Below are 2,255 nucleotides of genomic sequence, written 5' to 3' on the forward strand. Positions count from 1 at the left end.
CGCTCGCGCCGACCTTGCGCAGCATGTCGAGCAGGCGGTCCTGCTTCTTGCCCTCGGGGGCGAGGGGGCCGGAGGTGATGAAGCGCGTCTGGAGGCCGAGGAAGTCGCGGGCGATCGCCTGGGTCAAGAACTGGTTCAGCGCGCTGAGGTGCGTCCACGAGCGCTCCATGTAGACGTGCTCGAAGAACGCCTGGTAGCGCTTGAAGTGCGGCGCTCTCTCGTAGCAATACATCAGGGTCTTCCAGTGCTTCGCCGCCCAGCCCGGCTCGGCGAGGGTGACGTCCTGGATGACCTTGTCGCGGCTGTCGGCGGCCACCGGCACGGTGAGCCACTGCTCGCCGTTGTGGCCGATGATCTTGTTGCGGTTGCGCCAATCCCGGACGGTGTATTGCACGTCGTCGTAGAACACGAACGTGTCGACATCGCGGATGATGTCGAAGTAGCCCTTCCAGGGCAGGTAGTTGGATTGGATGATGGCGACCTTCATGCGGCTTGCGTCCTTGCCCGGTGAGGGTTTTTCCGTGGCCATGATACCCCGCGCGCCGATCGAAGAATCACGGCCTGTTGGCCGCAAGCCCGCTCCGGCCGTCTCAAGGGGCCGGCTTGGGCGCGGCGGCGTCCACCTTGCGGAACGCCTCCTCGGTTTGCTGGAGCCGTTCGCGGCTGAAGGCGTGGCCGGGGGGCAGGTCGAACGTCGGCCAACGCATCGCGCGAAAGCGGCTCAGGTGGGCTGACGTGATGGTCAAGGGAAAGCTCCCGGCCCGCTGCGGCTGGGTCCAGCGCGGCGGGGTCGTGTCGAGGCGCATCTGCCGGACGTAGACGTGCGCGCGGTATTGGCGGGGCCGTGTGACGTCGGTCATGACCGCATCCAGCAGCGCCACGCGGAACGCGAGCTGGCGGGTCGGTGCGGCCGGCCGGGCCGGATCGCCCGCGATGAACTTGTGCTCCCGTTTGGCGCGCTGCCACTTCAGGGAGTATTTGAAGTACAGCAGGTCGTTGCGCATGTAGTCGAGGCGGCCGCCCTCGTGATCATAGAAAGGCACGATCCGCCGATGCCGACCGGCCGGGTCCACTTCTTGCACCACGAAGTAGGCCTCGTTCATGCCGATGTCGCCCTGGTTGAAGACGTTGACCACCTCTTGCCCGAAGAGGCGGTAGTAGGGCGCCAGCGCCTGATGGATCGGCTTCATCGGCTTGGCCAACTCGGTCGGCATCAGGCCGGGAGCGACGGCATTCTGCACCACGACGGCACCGCATGTGAGCCCGATCAGCGTCGGCAGGTGGCGCGCGATCGTCAGGGGGGCGACCGCGGGGGCAGGCTCCTCGCCGGCTGGGGCGGGGGCCTCTTGGCGCCATTTCTCGCGCACCCAGCCGAGGATCGCGGGGCCGAACAGCAGCGTCCAGAGCAGCAGCTCGACCACCGGCAGGTACTGGAGGTTGAGCAGCAGCAACGAGAACGTGAAGAAGCCCAGGCCTTGCAGCACCACGAAGGGACGGGCCCACTTGAGGTACATCAACGGGACCAGGCAGACCTCCCAGACAGCCTGAATGGCGAGCCCCAACTGGCAGAAGGCCATGAAGAAGCGGGGGTGCTGCTCACGCAGCGCGGCCATGAAGGCGTGATGGTCAGTCAGGTAGGAGGCGGTGAAGGCCATCTGGAGGACCTGGCCGTTCAGCCAGAAGGGGTCTTTGACGTGGTACAGCATGGCGGTGATGCAGTTGCCCCAGAACATGAGCATCACCATCAGCCGGACGCCGGCGATCTCTTGCCGGCCCCCGGCGCCGAACGGGGCGTAGAAGCGGGCCATCCAGGTCCCGGCCAGGCGCGATCGCAGCAGCAGGGCGTCCAGGCTGTGGGTGCGGCCGGCGCCGTGAAGGAGCAACCCCCACAGCAGCGCCACGGTCACCATCGTGCCGAGGTTGAATGCCAGGGGGAAGAGCGCGTAGTAGATCAGCAGCCCGACGACGGCCAGCGGCGTCAGCGCGCCCAGGGCCAGCATGGCGCCGCCGATGGCGGCGAGGGCCGAGATCAGCCGAGCGACGCGGGGGTCGGGGCCGCCGGGCAACATGGCGAACCCGAAGATGTCCAGCATCTGGTGGACGATCATGAGGCCGAAGAGCACGCGCACGACGGCGAGCACCAGTGGCAGGCTGTGCGCGGCGCGATCGCTGAGCACGAACGGCGCCAAGACGCGCGTGCCCCAGGCGCTCGAGTTCGGAGGGGTGAAGGCCATGGTGATTGTCCTCGCCCCCAG

General features: G+C 67.3%; 2 protein-coding genes. Both read right to left on the reverse strand.

The genetic code is table 11. From position 1 onward, the window contains the following. Positions 1-487, reverse strand: a 487-nt coding sequence (locus ACK42S_RS17610; RefSeq protein WP_409710675.1) for a WbqC family protein, incomplete at its 3' end; no start/stop codon positions are given. A gap of 103 nt (positions 488-590) precedes the next feature. Continuing rightward, complete coding sequence (locus tag ACK42S_RS17615; RefSeq protein ID WP_409710678.1) at positions 591-2,189, reverse strand: hypothetical protein; 1,599 nt, start codon at positions 2,187-2,189, stop codon at positions 591-593. Positions 2,190-2,255 lie beyond the last annotated feature (66 nt).

Origin of the sequence: Caldimonas sp. (genome assembly GCF_046289365.1) — a bacterium.
Taxonomy (GTDB): Bacteria; Pseudomonadota; Gammaproteobacteria; order Burkholderiales; family Burkholderiaceae_C; genus Caldimonas.